Source organism: Flavobacteriaceae bacterium HL-DH10 (assembly GCA_031826515.1).
GTDB classification, from domain to species: Bacteria; Bacteroidota; Bacteroidia; order Flavobacteriales; family Flavobacteriaceae; genus Thalassobellus; species Thalassobellus suaedae.
The window spans coordinates 481,656-502,762 of sequence record CP134536.1 but is presented as its reverse complement, the minus strand read 5'-3'; the positions used below and the strand labels follow the sequence as shown (position 1 = coordinate 502,762).

Here is a 21,107-nt window from a genome sequence, read left to right as displayed (position 1 = left end):
TTTATAGTTTTTGAAATTAATTTTGTGCTTTATATCACTTGATTTTTGAAATCATTAGTAGTTATCTTCGGTTTGGATTATTTTTTTCATAACGAAACACTTCTGTTCCAGCAAGCAAAAAAGGACCAAGACCATGATTGTCATTTAATTTGGTAGGACGATTGTAATAGAACTTAATTCCATCTTGAATACCTGTACCAACACATACATCAGGCATTTGACCATCTTCTGTGATTTTATTAGCTAAAGCTCTCCAGCCGTCTCTAGCAACTCTAATATAGTGTTCATCTATCCAGCCTTCATTTACTGCACGTGCTACAGCATATATGTACATGGCGGTAACAGATGTTTCAAGGTAAGAGTCATTTCTATCTAGTACCTGATGCCAAAGACCTGTTTGGTTTTGCCAACGAGAAAATCCAATGATATCTTTTTCCAGTAACGTAATGAGTTCCTTTCTCTTTGGATGAGAGGTAGGAAGATTATTTAAGAGCTCTGTTTGAGCAACTGCTACCCATCCGTTGGCACGACCCCAATGAGCTACTCCGTTTTGTTCATTAGCACTATAGTAACAATGATAAAAAAGACCCGTATGGTCATCATATAAATATTTAGTAAAATTGACGACTTGCTTTATAGCATCATTAAAATATTTTTCATCACCTGTTATTTTTCCCATGCGAGCCAAAAAAGGAACGCTCATATAAAGATCATCTGCCCAAATGGTTGCATTTCGAGGATCAGGTCTGCACAAGGTACCATCTGCAAGTCGCATTTGTTTGTTTAAAATATAATCACCTGCTCGGTCAAGATAGGCTCTATAGTCTTTACGAGAATCTAAAAGATAAACGTCGCTTAAACCAGCTGCCATGGCACCACAATCATCTAGTTTAGCCATTCTGAAAAGACCAGAAAACTCTGTACGAACACGCCTTTCATCTGCTGAAACAGCATCCTTGTATAGCTTTTCAAAATACAGCAAATCGTTGAATATAAATTGATAGTTGTTACGACAGTAATCAGCATATTTTTTATCCTGAAGTATATCAGCCATGTGTATCAATCCAGTCATCATCACACCATTTGGATAGCCCCACCTGTTATAGTCGCTTTCCGCGGCTATTTCGGGCATAGGTTTTAGTTTGCTAACTGCATCAAATTTTTCTTTGGTGTTTTTATTGATGAATTTAAATGAAGTACTAGCAACAATTCTATCGGCCACACGCCTAATTACTTCTTCCGTATCAATTGATTCTTGTGAATTTTGTGCCTTGATAACTTGACAAGTTATTAGAAGGGTTAATGGTAATATAAATCTTTTCATATTTAATTATTCTTTTATAAACCTTGGTTGATAGATGAAAATGTATTCAGCCAAAAAATAGCATTGAACTTAAAAAGCTACTACTCCGTAGCTTCCTTTGGATTGTTATACGTTCTTTTCAGCCAGTCTTCTGGTACAGGGATAATACAGATATTCAGGCTACGGTTGTCTTCGCTTAACATAGCCGATTGTATTTGGATTTTGGTTCCATCTGGACTCATCGTGGGATGTGGATGGTCGGCAGCAGTAGTTTTATGACCTGTAGAAAGCAGCATCATTTCATCGGTTTGTCTGTCAATCAAATAAATACCACGGGAAAAATCATCGCCTACCGCCCAACGGCCATCGGGTGAACCGCTTACATGCCATAATCCGCTGCCTGATTTAGTTTGTCCAGCAATTCTCATTTCTCTTGTTCGGAGGTTTACGATTGCCAGCCCAGTAGGTTTTTCTCTTGTTCCCGAAGGGCCCCAAGCCGCTTCTTGCCCAGGATTTGCACCGCTTACAGCCGTACCACTAGTATCGTTACCCTGTACTTTTCGATGCCCCATAATGGCCATGGCCACTTCATCTTTACTTATTACAGCTTCATGAGTAACCCATTCATATTCAGATTCGGGGTACAAGGGACGAAGACCGCTTCCATCGCTTATTACTGTCCAAGTACGTTGTGGTGATTTACCACCGGTTTCCCAGCAAAAAATAATTTCGCCAGCTACCCATGGATTTGTTTGTATATGACCAATTTGAAACGGAACAGATACCACATATTTAATATCACCAGTATGCACATTCATTGCAGCAATACCACCAGGGCCAGCACCCATATTTCGAGGTCCAAAATCTTCTTCTAATTTTGTGTCAGGAGCCAAATGCCTTCGTGCCTCGTCTTTACTTACTCGAAAGTAAGCCCAGTTTTCATCGCCATCTAGAGCCATATCGCCCCCAGCGCCCATTTCAGGTGGTGTAGTACCACAAATACGCTGATAAACATTTGCTTTTTTTAATTTGCCAGCCTTGCTATCAGCAAATAGTTTTGCTAAATCTACTTCAACCACTTGCATAACTGTAGATTGCCTTCGCTTATTGTTTTTATTCTCCGCATTACTATCATTTGGAGGTTTTCTAAAAAAATATAGTTTCATGCTGTTGCGTGCTACATTTAACATACCCGTATAGCCGCCTTCCGTTACCTGTACGATATCACCAGTTTGTTCATTTACAGCCATAGCTTCGCCCTTTACCCTGTTGGAACGGAAAATGAGCCACTGTCCGTCGGATGTCCATTGATTATGGGTTTGGTAAATTTTTGAATCGCCCATAGGTTTACTTGTAAGAAACGTAAGCATGGTGCCTGTTACGGGGTCTTTTACTACTTTCTTTTCAGAAGGAAAGCGTGTGCCAATTTGTGCGTTGGCACTTGGCATTAAAAGTATAAAACTGCTTAAAAAAAGGGTAATAATGGTAAATTGTTTCATATGATTTAGTTGTCTTGTATTGAAATTAATAATGTGTATGATTGACTACTGTATTTTTTAGATATATTAAATCTTTCTTTTTATCTTCTCCAGAATTAAAAGCTGTTTTGCTGCCCCATACTCTAAGGTTTCCTCGGCTAAGTGTAATGACTTCTTCAGCTCCTTTACCCATAAAATCGAACATATGGAAAACGGGATCAGGGAAAAACAAGGTTCCTTTTCCATCGTCTCCAATCTTAAATTTATACCAAAACAACTGCTCGGTTTTACCATTCCAGTTTCCTTTTACAAAATCAGGATTTCCATTAATAGGGTTGCCAGGCCATTTGAATAACAAATCGCCCGTGTTATTGAACCAATATAACTGGCTTGATAAATAGGGTTCTTTTAACTGACGGTTACCGTAAGTACGACCACCTGCGACTATCTCTAAACCATCATGGTTTTTTAAAAAATGTCCCACCTCTATTTGTTGGGTGTGTTCCGCTACATTTTGCCAAATGATTTTACCAGTCATGCCCTCATACATAAAAACACCAGTTTCGCTATTGGCAGTAATAATGTCTAACGCGCCATCACCATTAATATCTGCAAATTTGTAGTTATCGGCATGGTCGTGGTTATCTGGCAGTAAATCGAACCGGTTCCAAACTTCTTTGCCTTTGGCATCCAATAATAAGGAACCTACAAGAACTTCATCAATGCCGTCTTTGTTTAAATCGATAGGGTAGATGTAATGCCCCAAGTTATCCTTTTTTCGTTTTTCGATATGTTCCCAAAGCTGGTGTAGGTTTTTATCGTAAACGTTTACGGATATAGTGCCGCCAAAATCTGTAAATACAGTTAAATGAAAAGATGAAGCCGTGGACAATTTACCGACTGCGAGCCTAAAATTATTATACACATGAGGAAGTGGTTGTGTAGGCCATTCCGTTTTATGTTTTATTGTTCCTGTTTGTCCATCTGCTATCACTAGCCATTCCTTGCCATCCATCATACGCCAGTGGGCTACTTCGGCTTTTCCGTCTTGGTCAAAATCCCAAAGTACCCCTGGTGCTTCAAATTCTGAGCGCTCTTTTGAATATTCCTTTGGTGCTTTCCACTGCCAAAGTTCCTTACCATCATTATCAAATACATGTGCAGAAAAATCGCGTTCCAGCACAAGAAAATCCGTTTTACCATCGCCGTTTACATCACCAAATTTTACGGCATTAGATTCTGGAATTTTATATTCTTTTAATAACTGAACATCCGTAACAAGTTGTTTTGAAAAAATATCATTTTCTTTAAGATGAGAATTTTTACTTAAAGCTAACACATCAAACATAGCACCAGATACAATTCGGGTAATTTTTACGTCATTTACTCCCTTTTTTAGAAAAAAGCTACCGCCATTAATCCAGTTGAGATTGGTTTTACCAAACAGTGTATCAGTAACTTTATCGTTTATAGCTACTTTAAAAGAACTTTTATCATTACCGCTACTACGAACGAATAGATGATATTCACCTGCTTCGGAAACGGTGATTTTTGTCATTAGATTCGTTTTCGAATTAAGGAGAATACCCGTGTTGTTGAAGAGCCAATCTTCCTTTTGGGTAGCCGCATCGGTAATGTAATTGCCTTTTGGGATTTCATCTAAAAAATCGGAAGCGGGAATGATGATGGTATTTGATAAAGCCTTTTGTGCTTGTAAATTTGCTGCATAAAAAATAACTGCCACCGTAAGCACGGTTTTTGCAATGGTGTAGCAATTTTTTAAAAAACTAATTAGATAAAAATGTAATTTCATAAATGGTTTTAATAGTTTTTAGTTTGAATGCCTTTTATATCTATATCTTTTAGTAGTTTGCTGTCTTTTATGGAGATGTCACCTACATTCTTCAATATAAGCAAAGATTCATGGCTTCCTTTATCTGCGGTTAGGTTTCGTAATTTTACATTATTTACATTGGTAAGCATCATGGCGGGTCTTTTTTCGTCTCCCAATAGATGAAGGTTTACGTTGTTTAGTTCGATATTTTTAACATGTCGAATGAAAAATCCGTAGGTTGGTAATACCCCGAATTTTTGTGGTTCAGGATATGCCTTTTCATATTCTGGTACTTCTTGTTGAATAGGGGAGGTTAAGGCATCTAAGGGACGGTACCAGATGCTGATATTACTAAGACGCACATCTTCAATATTATGATTAGGAATACCGCTGATGAGGGTAGCAAAGCGCGAATCTGCATTATATACATTTATATTACTAATATTGATACGGCGTAACTTACCTACAGGTGTATCAGTTGGACCTCGCATACGAGCTCCTAAACGAATAAAAATGGGGGAATTTATAATATCTCTCATGGTAATGTTAGTAATAGTAACATCTTCCAAAAGACCGCCGTCAACAGTTTCAAGTGCAAGACCACGACAGTATTCAAACACACAATTGCTAATGGTAATATTTTTAAAACCACCGTTTGACTCCGTTCCAAATTTTATGCGTCCAGTAGGACCTTCTTTGTCAGGTACTAAATCTGGTTCATTCCGTAAATACGTACCGTTATAAAAAGTACCTCGGTCAAAACCACTTACGCTACAATTGGTAATGGTTACATTTTCGGTGGCACGCGTATAGCCTAAAGCATAGGAGCTTTTTAGACAAATAGCATCATCCCAAGGCGAATTAATAGTACAGTTTGAAATACGAACGTTTTTACATGCATCAATATCAATTCCATCTCGATTTGTATCAATTTTTAGATTATCAATAGTAAAATTATCTACTCCAGTAGCAAGTATGCCGAAATGACCTCCATATAATATTGTGAAATCTTTTAAAGTGACATTGCGACAATTCTTTAAGGCAATGGCTTTATTTCCAATCGGCGTTCGGTAAGGACCTCCTCTTGAGAGACCTTTTCCGTGAATTACACCTAGACCTAGTATGGAAATGTCTTCCAAATTTTCGCCCCATATCAAACTATTATGCCAATGGCTATGTCCAAAATCTTGGAATGTGTCGTTTATTGCAGGTTCTGGAGCATCATAGCCTATATCTCCCTCAGGTTTCGCAGCCAAAATGGTGGCACCCTGCTCTAAATAAAGTGAAATATGGCTTTGAAGATGAATGGAATAACTTAGGTAAGTACCCGCTGGAAAATAAACGGTACCGCCACCCGCCTTTGCTGCAGCATCTATAGTTTTGTTGATGGCATCTGTATCTAATGTGTTTCTATCTCCCGTGGCACCATAATTTTTTACATTAAAAACAGTTTCCTGTGCTGCTGTTTGGCTGTAGCAGAATCCTGCAAAAAATAAGAAAAGCAGAAAAGTAAATGCCGATAAAAAAAGCGTAGTAGTTAGGTTTTTCAAAGGATTATTAAATTTAAAAAATTAATTTCAGCAATTTATGGTTTTGTTAGAATGCTCCTATCCTGTACTATCCTGTATTGCAAAATGGCTTATGTGATTAATTATGAATATTTAAGCATAATCTGCTTAAGTCAACTAAATGTTAAAGTTTCATAAATTTACTACGAATTCAAAAAAAAATTAAGATAATTTTGTTTTTAAATAATTGATAAAAAAATGAAAATATAGTTGTATTTTTTTATTTATTTGAATAAATAATTTATTTTCGTAAACGATTACGATATATGAAAATTACAATTAAAGATATTGCAAATGAACTTGGTATTGCGCCAGCAACAGTATCAAGAGCATTAAGTGACCATCCAGAGATAAGTGATAAAACCAAGGAGAAGGTAAAGGTTGTAGCCACACGCCTTGATTATCGGCAAAATAAATTAGCATCATCGCTGCGATCTGGAAAAACTAAAGTTATTGGGGTATTAATTCCTACCGCTAAACACTTATTTTTTGGGTCTGTAATTCATGGCATATCAAATTTGGCGGCTAAGAAAGGTTATGATGTTTTAATATACCAATCAAATGAATTAGAAGAATTTGAAAAAAAGGTATAGATACGTTTATTGGTGCTAGGGTAGATGGGATTTTGGTTTCTATTTCAAAAAATACTAAAGATTTTTCACATTTTACAGCTGTTAAGGATAAAAATATTCCCATTGCTTTTTTTGATAGAACCAATGAAGACCTTAATATATCATCCGTCTGTATCGATGATTATTTAGGCGGTTTTATGGCTACAAAATCTTTGATTGAATCTGGTTACACAAAAATTGCTCATATATGTGGACCACTTCATATTCATGCATTCTCTGAAAGAGTTAGGGGGTATAAAAATGCTTTAATGGAATCTAATTTAGATGTTTATGATGATTTTATTTTTAATGGGGATATAAGCATTGAAACAGGACGAAATGCTTTAAGATTTTTTTTAAATTTAAAAAATCAACCCGATGCCATTTTTGCTGTTGAAGATTTTACAGCACTTGGCGTTTTAAAAGAATTAAAAGACCTTTCAATTAATGTACCTGAGGACTTTGGAGTGATAGGATTTTGTAATGATTTATTTGGTGAGCATATTACACCTTCATTATCAACTATTGACCAAAAGACAAATGAGATGGGAGAAGAAGCTTTCAATCTAATATATGAATTAATACAAAATAATAAAAAAGATAAAGACAACCAAAAAAGAATTCTAACGCCTACATTAATAGTTAGAGAATCATCACAAAAAAGTTAAAAAAAATTTTTTAATCAATACCGTAAACGATTACGGAAAAATAATTTAAATGACATATATACCAGCAAAAGACAGATACGACAATATGGCGTATAGAAAATGTGGGAATTCGGGATTAAAGCTTTCCGCTTTTTCATTAGGCTTATGGCATAACTTCGGTTACAACAGCAATTTCGAAAACAGCAGAAACCTTATTAAAACAGCTTTTGATAATGGCATCACGCATTTTGATTTAGCTAATAACTATGGACCGCCACCAGGATCATCAGAGGAATGTTTAGGTAGAATTTTGAAATTGGATTTTAAAGATTATAGAGATGAAATGATTATTTCATCTAAAGCGGGATACACCATGTGGGATGGTCCATATGGCGATTGGGGGTCAAAAAAATATTTGGTTTCCAGTTTGGATCAAAGTTTAAAGAGAATGGATTTGGAATATGTTGATATATTTTACCATCACAGACCAGACCCTGAGACTCCTTTAGAAGAAACCATGGCTGCATTAAGTTTAATGGTACAACAAGGAAAAGCATTGTACGTTGGTCTTTCTAATTATCGTCCTGAGGAAGCCGAAAAAGCCATTAAATTATTAAAGGAGATGGGAACTCCTTGTTTGATTCATCAACCAAAATACTCCATGTTTGAACGTTGGGTAGAAGATGGTCTTTTGGATTTATTAGGAAAAGAGCAAGTAGGTTGCATCCCTTTTTCTCCTTTGGCTCAGGGACTGTTAACAGATAAATATTTGAACGGAATTCCTTCTGATTCAAGAGTTGCTACAAGCGGACAATTTTTAAATGCTGACCATATTACCCCTGAAAGAGTAGGTAAAATAAAGTTGCTTAATGCAATGGCACAAGAGAGAGGTCAAAAATTGGCACAAATGGCTTTGGCTTGGATTTTAAGAGACCAAAGAATAACGACCGTTCTGATAGGTTCAAGCAAACCGGAACAAATCTTGGATTCGATTAAAGCTTTAGACAACATTAATTTCACCAAAGAAGAATTAAACAAAATAGATAAAATTCTAAGATAAAAAGCTAAATAAGATAAAACTAAAAAATTGTAAAATGAAAGACACACGGAAAACACCTTTTCAGAATTTAAGATTCATAATGTTGCTACTTATTTTTATAGTAACCACAAATGGATTTGCACAAGCCCGCAGCATAGTTAATTTCGATAATGATTGGAAATTTATTCAAGAAAATGTTATTGGAGCAGAAAAAACAGCATTTGATGATAGCGCATGGCGATTGCTTAATGTGCCACACGATTGGAGTATTGAAGGTGCTTATGATAGAAACAATCCTACTAGTAGAGGTGGCGGCTATTTACCTGCAGGAATAGGTTGGTATCGTAAAACCTTTAAATTAGACGACACTGATGCTAATAAAATAATAACCATTGAATTTGATGGTATAATGGCTAATAGTGATGTTTGGATAAATGGAAAACATTTAGGGAAACGACCAAACGGCTATATCAGTTTAAATTACAATTTGACGCCATTCTTAAAATTCGGAAAAAATGCAACAAATGTTATTGCTGTAAAGGCTGATAATACCATACAACCAGCGTCTCGATGGTATACAGGTGCGGGAATTTATCGTCATGTTCGGTTGGTTACAGTAAATCCAACACATTTTAAACATTGGGGTACATTTATTACAACACCTGTTGTAACGGCCAATAAAGGCGTTGTAAATATTAAAAGCGATATTGAAAACAAAGGTGCTACAGGAACTTATAGAATGCAGGTTGATATTATTGATAATAAGGGTAAAATTGTAAAATCTACTGAAAGTGAAAAAAATATTAAAGCCAATACATCAGAAACATTCACCCAAGAATTAGAAGTTAAAAACCCTAAATTATGGGATATTGAAGACCCCAACTTATATACAGCGGTAACAAAACTATATTTAGGAAAAGTGCTTATTGATAATCAAACTATCACTTTCGGGATTAAAAATGCCGAGTTTAGAGCCGATACTGGGTTTTGGTTAAATGATAAAAATTATAAAATTAAAGGAGTTTGTTTACATCACGATGGTGGCGCTGTTGGTTCTGCTGTACCATTAGGCGTGTGGAAAGAACGTTTTAAAAAGTTGAAAGAAGTAGGTGTAAATGGCATCCGTACTTCTCATAACGCTGTTGCACCAGAGTTTCTCGACCTTTGCGACCAAATGGGTTTTGTGGTCATGGCTGAAACTTTTGATACTTGGACATCGGCAAAAAATCATGGAGAGAATGGTTACAACTTATACTTTTCTGAATGGTGGAGACAAGATACAAGAGATATTATTATGAAAGATAGAAACCATCCATCCATAGTAATTTATAGTATAGGGAATGAAATACATGACGATTTAAGTTATCCAGAGGGTTATAAACTGTATAAAAGTCAAGAAGATTTGGTGAAAGAATACGACCCTACCAGGCCTGTTACTATGGGGCTCTTTAGACCAGCAAATTCAAAAGTATATCTTAATGGATTTGCAGCACAAATGGAAGTTGTTGGACAAAATTATCGTGAGAACGAATTAATTGCTGCACATGAAGCAAATCCTACGTGGAAAGTATTAGGTACTGAAAACACACATGTTCTTGTACAATGGTTGGCTTTAAGGGATAAGCCATATATGTCTGGGCAGTTTTTATGGACGGGCTATGATTATTTAGGAGAAGCAGATTGGCCTGAAACCACGAATAATCAAGGCTTGTTTGATAGGGCTGGAAATTGGAAAAAACAAGCGTTACAACGCGATAGTTGGTGGTCTGAAGAGCCTGTTGTTCATATTGTGAGAAAATCGGATAATGCTGGTGCTGGAGATTGGGTTGCCGATTGGACGCCAAGTGATTTAGATACTTATGATAGTGCAGTTGTTAATGTTTTTAGTAATTGTGATGATGTAGAGCTTTTTTTAAACGAGAAATCTTTAGGAGTAAAAACAAAACCAGAAGACGATTCTCCTAGGGAATGGAATGTAACATTTCATGAAGGTACTTTAAAAGCTGTTGGGAAAAATAATGGAAAAATTGTTGCTGAAGAAGCGTTTGCAACCGCAGGAAAACCTTCTAAAATAGTATTGACGAAAAGTATTTCTAAATTGGCTAATAATCGAGAAGATGTTTCCTTTATAACGGCAACTGTTGTTGATGATAAAGGAAATAGATGTGCCAATGCAGATGATTTAATACAGTTTTCTATTTCTGAAACAGGTGAAATTATCGGGGTTGATAATGGAAATATCATTAGTCATGAACCTTACAAAGCATCTGAAAGAAGGGCTTATAAGGGGCGTGCGATTGCTATTGTAAGAGCCACTAAAAATGAAGGAGAAATAAGCATAAAAGCAAAGGTTAATGGGTTAGCAGATGGAGATACGACTATTGAAATTATCTCTGAAAAATAAATATGAAACGTAAATGAACACAAAATTCATTATTTCTGTAGTAGTTTCTTTGCTATTTATTAATGCTTTTTCACAAAATAAAAAAGAGACATTATCAAAAGATAAAGGTTTAAGCAAACATCCATTTTTATATGTTGGAGAATGGGATACACGCAAACCTAAGGAGCAGTCCATGTTTATAGTTAGAGATGGGAAGTTGGATTGGCAATATTCGATTCCTATGAAAACCGCCACTGGAGCCATACAAGAGTTTGATGATGTTACCATGCTCTCAAATGGTAATATTGTTTTCGCTTGTATGTCTGGTGCTGGAATCATAACGCCTGAAAAGAATTTAATTTGGGAATATCATTGTGAAAAGGGTACAGAAACGCATTCCATTCAACCTATTGGAAAAGATTCTGTCATGATGATGCTGAACGCTAACTCTGCCAAAATTTTAATTTTTAATACAGCTGAAAATAAATTACTTAAGGAAATTTTGATTCCAACTACAAACACTAATACCCATGGTCAATTTCGTCATGTTCGTATAACCAATAAAGGCACTATCATGGTGCCTCATCTTTCTGAAAATAAAGTTGTAGAATATACCATGGATGGTGAAGCCATATGGTCTGTTAAATCAAAATCACCATGGGCAGCTATTCGATTGAAAAATGGTAACACACTTATTTCTGGTGATAGGTCTCAATACACCAGAGAAGTTAATCCTAAAGGAGAAACGGTGTGGGAACTTACTCAAAAAGATGTGCCTTTTACGTTGTACAATACCCAAACAGCGAATAGATTGGCTAATGGTAATACTGTAATTACCAATTGGTGTGCGGGTATTAAAAACACCGAAGAATGGGCTAATACCGTACAAGTATTTGAAGTGACTCCTAGCAAAGAAGTGGTTTGGAAACTTTCCTCATGGGACAACCCAGATTTAGGTCCAAGTACTTATATTCAATTGTTAGATGAAATTGGCAACCCTGATAATGGAGAGCTTCAACGTTGATATTGATTTCATATAGAATACTGAAAAAAAAATAAATGAAAAGGTTAAATTTTATTATTGTAGTAGGAGCTTTAGTGATAACAAGTTTATTGCAGGCTCAAGATATTAAGTCCGATGAAGTAAAAGAAGTTATGACTAAAGTTGCCGATTGGCAAATAGAGCATTTCCAAGATGCTAGTGAAAAAAAGCCGCATCCGCCTCTAAATTGGACTAATGGAGCTTTGTATGTTGGCATGATAAAACTGGCAGCCATTTCAAATACCGACACCTACTATAATTGGTTAAAAAAAATTGGAGAAGAACATAAATGGCAATTAAACGATCGTATCTACTATGCGGATGATCATACCGTAAGTCAAATGTATATCGATTTATATCGAAAATATAAAGACGAAGCTATGATTGGGCCAACAAAAAAACAATTTGACTATATATTATTTCATCCTGCAAAAACCTCATTGGAGTGGAAATCTCCTTATGCACAAGATCGTTGGAATTGGTGTGATGCTCTTTTTATGGCACCTCCAGTATGGGCAAAATTATACAATATTACAGGAGAAAAAAAGTATTTGGATTTTTTGATGTCTGAATACAAGGCCACAACAGATTTTTTGTTTGATGAAGAAGAGAATCTTTATTATAGAGATGAATCCTATATGGGAAAACTTGATAATAATACTAAAATATTTTGGTCAAGAGGAAATGGATGGGTGTTTGCAGGCTTAGTGAACGTAATGAATGAGTTAGACCCCAAAAGTAAAGAATATAATTACTTTTTAGATATTTACTTAAAAATGGCAAAAAAATTAGTGGAAATTCAAACCCCAGATGGGTATTGGTCAATGAGCCTTTTAGGACAAACTTTTTATCCTACACCAGAAACAAGTGGGTCTTCATTTTATGTTTATGGATTGGCATGGGGAATAAATAAAGGCATATTGAATAAATCGATCTATGCTTCTGCAGTAAAAAAGGGTTGGAATGCCGTTGTAAAATGTGTTACAGATGAAGGAATGCTGGGATATGTTCAGCCAATTGGTGCAGCACCAGGTAGTGCATGGCCAGATAAAACGGAAGTTTATGGTACAGGTGCTTTTTTAAGTGCTGGTTCAGAAATTTATAAATTATATGGTAGAAAATAAATTAACAAAAGTGTAATTTAGAGTATCTATAAAATTTAAAAAAACACAGAAGAATGCAAGTGCTAATTCAGGCTAAAGAAATGCAAAAAGCACTATAAATTATCAGCCTAAATTCAATTTTAACCTGTAGCCCTATTTCAGGACGGGTCAATATTGTGCCCAACGTTGATGTATAAGCAAACAAGCACTAACTTTTGGTTTAGAAATAAACTTACGCATTATTTTTATACAATGTTGGCAATAGTTTTTTTATTTTTTTTATGCATTCAGATATTTAAATTTCTAATTCTTTATCGGATAGTAATATACTAATGAGTGAAAATCCATGATGCCGAATAAAAGACAATTATAAAAGTCATAAAAAAATTTAAAAATATTGGCACCATAATTTTTTGATCATTTCTCCGCATTTCATAAACACACAGCAAGTAAATTAACGGTTGGGTTAATAATAAATATATACCACCATAGGTTGTTATTAGTAATAAACCTGATAAAATAGTGAAAGTCCAAATCAAAATAAGTGAAAACAAGATTTTTCTTGACTCTGTGATATAAAATGTCCTTGGTTTTAGTAACAAAAACAGAGGAAGAATTATGTTCATTATAGCAAATATTTCTGAAAATAAATTTTTGTAAAGTGATAATTCTTTTGTAAAAAACAAAATAAAGAATACCAAAAAGCTCCAAATACTTAGAATTATTAAAAGAAATTTATAAGAATATTTCTTTTTATCAAATTCAACAACACCATAGATTAGACCAAGAAAAATAAGTATTGAAATTACTGATAATATTTGCTCCATTCTCTTAATTATTGCCAACGTGTTTGTATATGGTTTGTTGCGTGGTTTAAGCACTAAATTTAGCAAATAAAAACCGAATAGAAAATCCGCGAGGATTTTCGTAAGTAAGCTAGAACTAGCAATAAATTATAGCATCCATGAAAAAGCAGAAAGTCCAGTATCTTTAAAGTTCACCAAAACAATTAAGATATGAAACCTGAACAAACTGCTCAACCAAAGTTATACATAGGAATTGACATACACAAGAGAAGCTGGAAAGTTCATTGTGCCACGGATCTATTTTCCGGAAAATCTTTTACCATGCCCCCAGAACCAAAGGTTTTAGAGGTATATGTTCACACCCATTTTCCTAGCTATGAAGTCTCTATCGCTTACGAAGCGGGTTGTTGTGGTTATTATGCCCATCGTAGCTTTGAGGGTTTTGGTTGGAGCTCGTTAGTTGTCAATCCAGCAGACATTCACCGAAAAGGAAAAGAACGCTTCACAAAGACCGATAAGATTGATGCTCAACTGATAGCACGAGAACTCAAAGACGGAAGGTTGGAGAGCATCCATATTCCAGAAGTAGAGCGTGAGCAACTGCGAAGTCTTTTTAGAAGACGTAATGATTTGGTTAAGGATTTTAGGCGGGTAAAGAGTTATATAAAAATGCAGCTGCTCTATTTTGGAGTAAGGGTTCCCGAATCCTTTGATAATGACCATTGGAGTCATGACTTTAGAGCTTGGATAGACGCTATTATTTTCAGTCATCCGACAGCCCGCGAGACACTTGATAGTAGAATGCGCAGTTTTAGATTTATAGATAAAGAGCTAAGAGATGTTTCTTCAAAGCTACGGGCTTATTGCCGTAAGCATTACAAAAAGGACTATTATCTTTTACGGAGTATTCCAGGAATAGGAGGTATCGTCGCTTGTGGGATTATTTGTGAATTGGGAGATTTGCGCCGCTTTAACAATATAAAACATTTGGCTGGCTATGTTGGTCTGGCACCAGGGATACACCAAAGTGGCGATAACCAAAGGCATACAGGTATTACTATGCGCGCTCACCGCTTAATGCGGAGTTATTTTATAGAAGCCTCATGGCAAGCCATACGAACCGACCCTGTGATGCAAGCTTATTATCGTAAACACGTAGGAAAAAATGTTAAGAGCATCATTGTAAAGATAGCTCGTAAATTATTGAGTAGAACCTTAGCCGTTATAAAAACAGAAATACCATATACCATTGGAGTGATAGAATAATATAAACCAATAACAGAGCTCACAAAGAAGTAGCAAAACCTGTATCACAAAACACCGTAGGTGAACCAAATTATTAGGTATCACACATTTTTAGCAAGTGGACAGGTTTATTATAACTTATAATCATACAGATGCTGGTGACCATCATGTTTTAGAATGGATCACATATAGGATGCGGAGCAAGTTATTTAAATGCCATTGAAATGTTGATAATCCTATCGGAATTATCAACATTTCAACACCACAGAGTCATCATTATGAGATAATTAAAAAATAAATAATAACTTTGGAGAACTAGGCTAGTGCTTTTCATAGGATACGGTGTTAGGTGCAGTTTTTATCACGAAATATCGAATTCGTTAAATAATGATTTTGAAAATCCGTCTATTCCTGGAAATAATGTTTCGTTGGTAATATTCATTAGTTTCAAATCTTTCTTAATTTCATTATGAAATTCAGTTGGTATTATAATTTTTAATAAACCACATTCCTCGTTGAGCAACTTTACTTTTGTTTCGAAATTTTCAATTTTTTTGCTTTTTGGTAATTCCTTTTGATATGAATTTACCGTTAGAGAAAGATTATATTCGAAACTTTGTCGTCCTTCAAATGGAATAGCAAAGAGTCCTTGTTGTCTTGATAATCTTTCGTGAATATTATATGGTTCGACTGTCGTTACTAAAGGGCTTAAGGTCTGTTCTTTTAGAGCAAAATTGCAATGAGCTCTACTACCAAATTCTAAAAAATCTTCTCTATATCTTTTTTCTTCTGTTTCAAGCCCTTTGTTATATATTAATTTTCGATTTAAGCAATAAACAGCAGATTCGGTCGTGGTGTGATTTACTGAAAAGAAAAGGCCAACATAATATGATTTTGAAAAGTCTAGTAATCTAGTTGGTCCGCCGTGATGTTGTATAAGTGAAAGCCACTCAAGTAGGTTATCGTCATCAGGAAATTCATCTAAATAATTACTGGCTCTACGTTTAAATTTATCTATTATATTTTTTTCGATTGCAGGTATATCTCTTATGCCTGATTTGTTCATTTCAGCACCTCTTTCTAAAGTAGTTTGTAATGTCCATTGACTATCTGCGTGTCCTCTAAAGACCCAATCATCAATTTTTGAAAATAGTGTTCTCAAATCTGTCCAAGACTTAATTGTGTATTCACAAAAAATATTATCACTATGATTTTCTGACATTCTATTGAGTTTTTTTCAAATTGCACCTAACGGTTAGGCTATGAGTAGTTGCGTGGGTTAGCACTTAACTTTGCAAGTACACACCAAACTGAAAATCCGTGAGGATTTTCAGAAGAAGGTGAGAACTAGCAATTACTTATAGCCATTGTTAGCCTTTGTTTTTATTTTCCGAATTCACTTAAAGGAACTTCTGCCTTGTTGAATTCAATTCCTAATTCTTGTTTAGCTTTATCGTTTCTGTAAACAATTTTAGCATTTCCATTAGGTTTTTCGTTATTCAGCATTTTCGTAATGTCCGAAACTTTCCAGCTCTCACTGCTTAATAAATAGTTTTTTCCGTTTAATCCTTTTTTAGTAGCTGAACTATAAATTCCGTCTGCAACATCTTTTACATCGACAATCGCAAATTCTGTATCAGTATCAAATAACATTTGAACAAATGGATTTGGTGCAATTTTGTTTTTGAAAAGAAATTGTAGACCTGAAGAAGTTGAATCCTCTCTTTGTGATAATGATTTACCCATAACAGCGACAGGTGAAACACTTGTTATTTCAAAATCAGCATTTGGATGTTCTTCTATAAATTTCTCTACAGTTTGGTTAGCAATATATTTTGCCTGTGCATAAGGATGACTTTCTTCACTCATAAATGGTTGGTCAGATTCATCAATTGTGTCGTCAGCACCCTTTCCGTTAGGAAGCAAAGGGAAATTTGTATTATATGAAGCAACCGAAGCAATAAAAATAACTTTTTGAATTCCTTGCGTTTCGTTAATTACTTCAAGGAAATTTTCCGTTCCTTTAATAGTTGGGTCAAACAATTCAGTTTTTGGGTCTTGTACATCTAGCTGAAAAGGTGTTCCACCGTGAACAACTATGTCACAGCCTTTTGTGAATTCCTTTAATTGACTTTTATTTTCAACTTTTAGAGGAAGAATTTCAAGGTTTTCCGCATTCGGTAAATTTTTTAAATGTTCATATTTTTCAGTTTTGGAAATATCGGTAGCTGATACTCTTACCTTAAATCCTTCCTGCAAAAATTTCTTTGTGGTATGACTTCCAATGAAGCCTGAACCTCCAATAATTCCAACTGTTTTCATATTTTCTGTTTTGATTAGTTATGTTTTTTTAAATAAAGGCTAACGGTATCGGCTATGAGTAGTTGTGTGGGTTAGCACTTAACTTTGCAAGTACGCACCAAACTGAAAATCCGTGAGGATTTTCAGAAGTAAGCGAGAACAAGCAATTACTTATAGCCATTGTTGTGCATAGTGCTTTTAATTCATAAAATCTTTTAGTGTATTCTTTTGAGTCAGTTCGTATGCTTGAATAATCATTTTCCTTAAGTCAGTCGGCATTTGTTCAGTCGGAATACAGTTCAATTCAATTAAGTTTAAGTCATTCCCAACTAAAAATTGCACCTGGTTTTCTTTGTCAAATTTCATTGTCAAAATGCAGAGATTATCTCTTTTTGACATTTTTGAAGCAACCATTCCATTTTTTGGTTTTTCTACTTTAATGTCAAAATTTTTACAATTGTCTGCAATTTTATCTAATTCCACAGTTTGATACAATCCATTGATTATTTCTCCGTCGATTTTATATCCAACATACTTTCCGTTGTCTCTTTCAATTCCTATTTCCATTTATTTTTGTTTAGTTTATTTTAATAATCTTCTGGATTGTCTTTTAGGTCAATAAATCCAGATTTTCCGTCATCCATTTGCTCGATTAGATAGAATGCGTGGTCAATTTGATATTCTTTTCCAGGATAGTCCATTTTTCCAATAACGTAAAACTCTCCAGGTTGGAAATCCAAATTTTCGGTAAATTCTTTTTGAGCCTCTTCATCCATAAGTTTAAACATCCATTCTTGATAATTGAATTTTTCTCCAACTTTGGGTAAGACTTCAATATTCAATTCGTGATAAAATGCTGGTGTATCACCTTTATAATGATATTCCGTTTTATAAAATTGTAGGTGGACTTTTGCCATATTATTATCGGTTTTTTCGCATTATGCACAACGTTTATGTATAAGGAAAGTTGCGTGTTTGCGGCGAGGATTTTCCGAAGGAAAATCAGAAGCTAGCAAACGAGCAACTAACTTTGGTTTAGCTAAAACTAGCAATTTTTTTTATACGGTGTTGGCAACTGGCATTATTCCAGTATTTCTTTTAATTTTTGATTTAATTTTTCTCCTCGTAAATTGCGTCCGATTATTTCTCCATTTTCGGCAATTAAAAAGTTGTCTGGTATTCCGTTAATTCCATAAATCAATGAAGCTTCATTTTTTTGACCTTTTAAATCGCTTACGTGTTCCCAATTCAAACTGTCTTTTTTAATTGCTTTTAACCAACTTTCTTTGTCTTGGTCTAAAGAAACAGCAAATATCTCAAAACCCTTTGGATTGAATTTTTCATAAGTTTTTACAAGGTTAGGATTCTCTTGACGACAAGGACCACACCAAGAAGCCCAAAATTCAAGAAGTATAGCTTTTCCTTTAACATCGGATAATTTTTTTAATTTTCCATTTAGGTTTTCCGATTCAAAGTCCGCAAACTGTTCTCCGATTTTAGGTTCTTTATTTAGTTCAATATATCTTGTGATTTCTTTTCCAAACTTTGAGTTTTTATTTTCTGTTGAAAATTGTTCATAAAGCTCTTTGGTTTTTTCTTTCCCCCAAGTTGTTGAATATAGCGAAAGCATTGAGGCACTTACAATACTATTTGGATTGTTTTTTACAAATTCCATTTCCGCTTTTTGTCTTTCAGTTCTTGGTAATGTGTCTATTTTTTGATAAAGACTGAAACTTAAATTTTCTGATTCAGAACCTGTTATTATGGCATTTCTAAAATCAGTTTTATTTGCATTGAAGGTCATTGGTTTATTTTCAGCCCAAAATGACCTATAGTTAGAAAAGTCTTTGTTATGAATCCAAAGGTTCATCGGTGTGTTGGGTAATTTAGTTTTAAACTCGAAAGTGTTGTCTTGAACAATAGTTGAATCTAATACTTTATTATTATAGTCAAGGTATATAATAGCTCCATTTTCAATTCCATTTGTCATTCCACTCAAGGAAAATTCAGATTTAGGTTTTTCGTTACAGGAAAAAGTCAATAGTGTTATTATTCCAAATATTATTTTTCTCATAGATGTTGGTTTTGCTTGTTGCTAATGTAAAATATATGGAAAGTAAGGGATTTAAAAATCAAATACCTTCTGATTTTACTTTAGCCAATTTAGTAAATAAATGTTTAAAATGTAGGATAAATATTAATTTTCTAAATTGGCGATTGTGCTTTATACCTGAATCTTTATTGAAAGCACGATATCCCTTATTTTTTATATATAATGTTGTAAGCTTTATATTTTTAGACTCCAATAGGTATTAGTGATCCTAGGTTTAGGGTTTTAGGAGTCTAAAAAGACTCATGTCATTACATTTTAGAAGAATGACATGATATAAATGTCAGTCACTCGGCTTGAGTCCTATTTAAGGAATTCGAGATGTTTTTATAAATTTTATGACATATACATTGTGGTATGCGTCGTTGAATTTAGGCGCTCTTATATAATACCGTACCATTAAAACCCGCTGAGATCTCCTAAGATATCAGATTAAAATCAGGGAGGTCTTGACTTTGTAATTTTTTTCTTACATCTTAGCTATCAAGTTTTATACGACAACGCTCGTTTGAAAATGCATTTTCACGGCTTTTATCGCCGAAAACTTGGGCAGCGAATTATCTCCTATAATCCACTTAGATCTCAGCGGGTTTTAGTGGTCCTTATTTAGCGCAAAAACATCCGAATTATAGAGGCTTTACTCAAGTCGAGTGATTGCTTACAACGTTTGTATAAGGTTTGTTGCGTGAAAATCCGTGAGGATTTTCAGATTAAGAAACCAAGATAGCAAAATTGCGAGTATTTTCCGAAGGAAAATCCGAAGCAATAAACTTTATATAGTGTTATATGGCGTTTTTTATTTCAAAAAAGGGATTGCAGGTAAATATTTATTTTTTATTCCCTTTTGGGCTTTTCTTACATTAAAAAGTATGGAGACTAAGTTAAATGCATATAGTGAAAATAAAATGACGGTTGGTAGTGAAAAATTGTTTATTAGAGCACTAATGGAAACTTTTATATTGATATCCCAATAAATGAAAACTTCTTCTCTTAATATTAATGGTATAATTATAAGAATGGAATTTATCATTAAAGCCCAGGTAATTTGAAAATTAATTATTTTTTTACCGGAATCGTCTGCAAGTTTTATTTTTTCACGTTTCAAAATCCACATTACACTAGGAATTATTATTCCTAACAAAGGGTTTATTATAAAACTAATGGAACTCCAATTAAGTAGCTGTATATAGCCTTTATCCTCAGTAATTTGCCATTCTATAAGATCATCTGGTGTTACATCAAGCGACTGAGTTAATTTTACGAGCGTATCTCCTCTTGGAATCGACTCTCCTTTTTCTATTCGTTGAATAGTTCTGAGGCTTAACTTTGATTCTTCTGCCAATTGTTCTTGGGAAAATCCTTTTCGGTTTCTTAAGTCTTTGATTTTAATTGCTAAGTTTTGATTATTCATTTTGGGTATTTTATATTACTCAGCAAAGATATTGTGATGCTGTTCTAGTTGTTACGTCGTTTCTATGTCAATCTTATGACATTTTTGTCAACTTATGGCTTAAATGTCATATAACGGTTACGTGTATGAAACGTTGGGGATTGCGGGCGACTTTCCTGTCAAGTTACACAGAACTTGATGCGGGGCAGAACGCTCGAATAACCACTTAAACCCCAATGTTTTATAC

The 21,107-nt window shown here is 34.6% G+C and carries 17 protein-coding genes; 7 read left to right on the top strand and 10 right to left on the bottom strand.

The features are described from left to right. Nucleotides 1-61: 61 nt before the first annotated feature. The 4 genes from RHP49_02130 to RHP49_02115 all read right to left on the bottom strand — a co-directional run bounded on the left by RHP49_02130 (nucleotide 62) and on the right by RHP49_02115 (nucleotide 6,165). Nucleotides 62-1,324, bottom strand: a complete 1,263-nt coding sequence (locus RHP49_02130; protein WNH13059.1) for a glycoside hydrolase family 88 protein — start codon at nucleotides 1,322-1,324, stop codon at nucleotides 62-64. A gap of 80 nt (nucleotides 1,325-1,404) precedes the next feature. Beyond that, complete coding sequence (locus tag RHP49_02125; protein WNH13058.1) at nucleotides 1,405-2,802, bottom strand: hypothetical protein; 1,398 nt, start codon at nucleotides 2,800-2,802, stop codon at nucleotides 1,405-1,407. 25 nt (nucleotides 2,803-2,827) lie between these two features. Beyond that, nucleotides 2,828-4,594 (bottom strand): hypothetical protein, encoded by a 1,767-nt coding sequence (locus RHP49_02120; GenBank protein ID WNH13057.1) that lies wholly within the window; start codon nucleotides 4,592-4,594, stop codon nucleotides 2,828-2,830. An 8-nt stretch (nucleotides 4,595-4,602) separates the two neighbouring features. After that, complete coding sequence (locus RHP49_02115) at nucleotides 4,603-6,165, bottom strand: glycoside hydrolase family 28 protein (GenBank protein WNH13056.1); 1,563 nt, start codon at nucleotides 6,163-6,165, stop codon at nucleotides 4,603-4,605. A gap of 284 nt (nucleotides 6,166-6,449) precedes the next feature. Between RHP49_02115 and RHP49_02110 the strand changes: the two genes are divergently transcribed. From RHP49_02110 to RHP49_02080, 7 genes are all read left to right on the top strand, one after another. Beyond that, the gene (locus RHP49_02110; protein WNH13055.1) at nucleotides 6,450-6,776 is read left to right on the top strand and encodes a LacI family DNA-binding transcriptional regulator; all 327 of its coding nucleotides are present in this window, start codon (nucleotides 6,450-6,452) and stop codon (nucleotides 6,774-6,776) included. Next, nucleotides 6,773-7,462: a substrate-binding domain-containing protein gene (locus RHP49_02105; protein ID WNH14366.1), complete on the top strand. Its 690-nt coding sequence runs from the start codon at nucleotides 6,773-6,775 to the stop codon at nucleotides 7,460-7,462. The genes RHP49_02110 and RHP49_02105 overlap by 4 nt, the downstream gene beginning before the upstream one ends. Nucleotides 7,463-7,511: 49 nt before the next feature. Then, nucleotides 7,512-8,501: an L-glyceraldehyde 3-phosphate reductase gene (gene mgrA, locus RHP49_02100; GenBank protein WNH13054.1), complete on the top strand. Its 990-nt coding sequence runs from the start codon at nucleotides 7,512-7,514 to the stop codon at nucleotides 8,499-8,501. 34 nt (nucleotides 8,502-8,535) lie between these two features. Then, complete coding sequence (locus RHP49_02095) at nucleotides 8,536-10,884, top strand: glycoside hydrolase family 2 TIM barrel-domain containing protein (protein WNH13053.1); 2,349 nt, start codon at nucleotides 8,536-8,538, stop codon at nucleotides 10,882-10,884. A gap of 13 nt (nucleotides 10,885-10,897) precedes the next feature. Beyond that, nucleotides 10,898-11,887: a hypothetical protein gene (locus tag RHP49_02090; protein WNH13052.1), complete on the top strand. Its 990-nt coding sequence runs from the start codon at nucleotides 10,898-10,900 to the stop codon at nucleotides 11,885-11,887. 35 nt (nucleotides 11,888-11,922) lie between these two features. Continuing rightward, nucleotides 11,923-13,029: a glycoside hydrolase family 88 protein gene (locus tag RHP49_02085; protein WNH13051.1), complete on the top strand. Its 1,107-nt coding sequence runs from the start codon at nucleotides 11,923-11,925 to the stop codon at nucleotides 13,027-13,029. Between the two features lie 995 nt (nucleotides 13,030-14,024). Further along, complete coding sequence (locus RHP49_02080; GenBank protein ID WNH13050.1) at nucleotides 14,025-15,080, top strand: IS110 family transposase; 1,056 nt, start codon at nucleotides 14,025-14,027, stop codon at nucleotides 15,078-15,080. Nucleotides 15,081-15,420: 340 nt separating this feature from the next. Here RHP49_02080 and RHP49_02075 read toward each other — a convergent pair whose 3' ends face one another. The 6 genes from RHP49_02075 to RHP49_02050 form a co-directional block, all read right to left on the bottom strand. Continuing rightward, nucleotides 15,421-16,281 (bottom strand): FRG domain-containing protein, encoded by an 861-nt coding sequence (locus RHP49_02075; protein WNH13049.1) that lies wholly within the window; start codon nucleotides 16,279-16,281, stop codon nucleotides 15,421-15,423. A 161-nt stretch (nucleotides 16,282-16,442) separates the two neighbouring features. Further along, nucleotides 16,443-17,381 carry an NAD-dependent epimerase/dehydratase family protein gene (locus RHP49_02070; GenBank protein WNH13048.1) on the bottom strand — a complete coding sequence of 313 codons (939 nt, stop codon included), beginning with the start codon at nucleotides 17,379-17,381 and terminating at the stop codon, nucleotides 16,443-16,445. A 177-nt stretch (nucleotides 17,382-17,558) separates the two neighbouring features. Next, nucleotides 17,559-17,927: a hypothetical protein gene (locus RHP49_02065; protein ID WNH13047.1), complete on the bottom strand. Its 369-nt coding sequence runs from the start codon at nucleotides 17,925-17,927 to the stop codon at nucleotides 17,559-17,561. Between the two features lie 20 nt (nucleotides 17,928-17,947). Continuing rightward, entirely contained in the window at nucleotides 17,948-18,277 is a 330-nt protein-coding gene (locus RHP49_02060; GenBank protein WNH13046.1) for a hypothetical protein, read from the bottom strand. Between the two features lie 164 nt (nucleotides 18,278-18,441). Continuing rightward, a complete protein-coding gene (locus RHP49_02055) occupies nucleotides 18,442-19,434 on the bottom strand; it encodes a TlpA disulfide reductase family protein (GenBank protein WNH13045.1) in 993 nt (330 codons plus the stop codon). 832 nt (nucleotides 19,435-20,266) lie between these two features. Then, nucleotides 20,267-20,881 (bottom strand): helix-turn-helix domain-containing protein, encoded by a 615-nt coding sequence (locus tag RHP49_02050; GenBank protein WNH13044.1) that lies wholly within the window; start codon nucleotides 20,879-20,881, stop codon nucleotides 20,267-20,269. Nucleotides 20,882-21,107 lie beyond the last annotated feature (226 nt).

Bases quoted from the DNA above. Each gene is read 5' to 3' on its own strand.
- mgrA (WNH13054.1), top strand. From the start codon at position 7,512: ATGACATATATACCAGCAAAAGACAGATACGACAATATGGCGTATAGA.
- RHP49_02060 (WNH13046.1), bottom strand. From the start codon at position 18,277: ATGGCAAAAGTCCACCTACAATTTTATAAAACGGAATATCATTATAAA.
- RHP49_02050 (WNH13044.1), bottom strand. From the start codon at position 20,881: ATGAATAATCAAAACTTAGCAATTAAAATCAAAGACTTAAGAAACCGA.
- RHP49_02095 (WNH13053.1), top strand. From the start codon at position 8,536: ATGAAAGACACACGGAAAACACCTTTTCAGAATTTAAGATTCATAATG.
- RHP49_02120 (WNH13057.1), bottom strand. From the start codon at position 4,594: ATGAAATTACATTTTTATCTAATTAGTTTTTTAAAAAATTGCTACACC.
- RHP49_02055 (WNH13045.1), bottom strand. From the start codon at position 19,434: ATGAGAAAAATAATATTTGGAATAATAACACTATTGACTTTTTCCTGT.
- RHP49_02110 (WNH13055.1), top strand. From the start codon at position 6,450: ATGAAAATTACAATTAAAGATATTGCAAATGAACTTGGTATTGCGCCA.
- RHP49_02085 (WNH13051.1), top strand. From the start codon at position 11,923: ATGAAAAGGTTAAATTTTATTATTGTAGTAGGAGCTTTAGTGATAACA.
- RHP49_02125 (WNH13058.1), bottom strand. From the start codon at position 2,802: ATGAAACAATTTACCATTATTACCCTTTTTTTAAGCAGTTTTATACTT.
- RHP49_02070 (WNH13048.1), bottom strand. From the start codon at position 17,381: ATGAAAACAGTTGGAATTATTGGAGGTTCAGGCTTCATTGGAAGTCAT.
- RHP49_02130 (WNH13059.1), bottom strand. From the start codon at position 1,324: ATGAAAAGATTTATATTACCATTAACCCTTCTAATAACTTGTCAAGTT.
- RHP49_02090 (WNH13052.1), top strand. From the start codon at position 10,898: ATGAACACAAAATTCATTATTTCTGTAGTAGTTTCTTTGCTATTTATT.
- RHP49_02065 (WNH13047.1), bottom strand. From the start codon at position 17,927: ATGGAAATAGGAATTGAAAGAGACAACGGAAAGTATGTTGGATATAAA.
- RHP49_02075 (WNH13049.1), bottom strand. From the start codon at position 16,281: ATGTCAGAAAATCATAGTGATAATATTTTTTGTGAATACACAATTAAG.
- RHP49_02080 (WNH13050.1), top strand. From the start codon at position 14,025: ATGAAACCTGAACAAACTGCTCAACCAAAGTTATACATAGGAATTGAC.